Below are 239 nucleotides of genomic sequence, written 5' to 3'. Positions count from 1 at the left end.
CACGAATTTGGTCGATCAACGTCTTACGCGCTGCCATACCATATTCGCCATCACTGTTAGACCAAAAACGGCCATGGTTATCATTGGTGTGTAATACTGTGAATATTTTACAATCTGCACCTGCTTCGGCACATGTTGTTGGTGCTACGACTGCTGTATTGTCGTCGTCACTGCCACAACCGGTTAACGCTGCTAGTACAGCCGTTGCGACTAATCCTTTAATTAACATATTTGTCATG

General features: G+C 44.8%; 1 pseudogene. It reads right to left on the bottom strand.

From position 1 onward, the window contains the following. Positions 1-238 (bottom strand): annotated as a pseudogene (ushA, locus tag AAEZ00_RS22080) (bifunctional UDP-sugar hydrolase/5'-nucleotidase); the annotation flags it as partial. Position 239: the final 1 nt, after the last annotated feature.

Origin of the sequence: Shewanella sp. S1-49-MNA-CIBAN-0167, from assembly GCF_040310145.1 — a bacterium.
Lineage (GTDB): Bacteria > Pseudomonadota > Gammaproteobacteria > Enterobacterales > Shewanellaceae > Shewanella > Shewanella psychromarinicola.
Note: the sequence above shows the minus strand (reverse complement) of the source record. Positions and strands in the feature narration are given on the sequence as shown.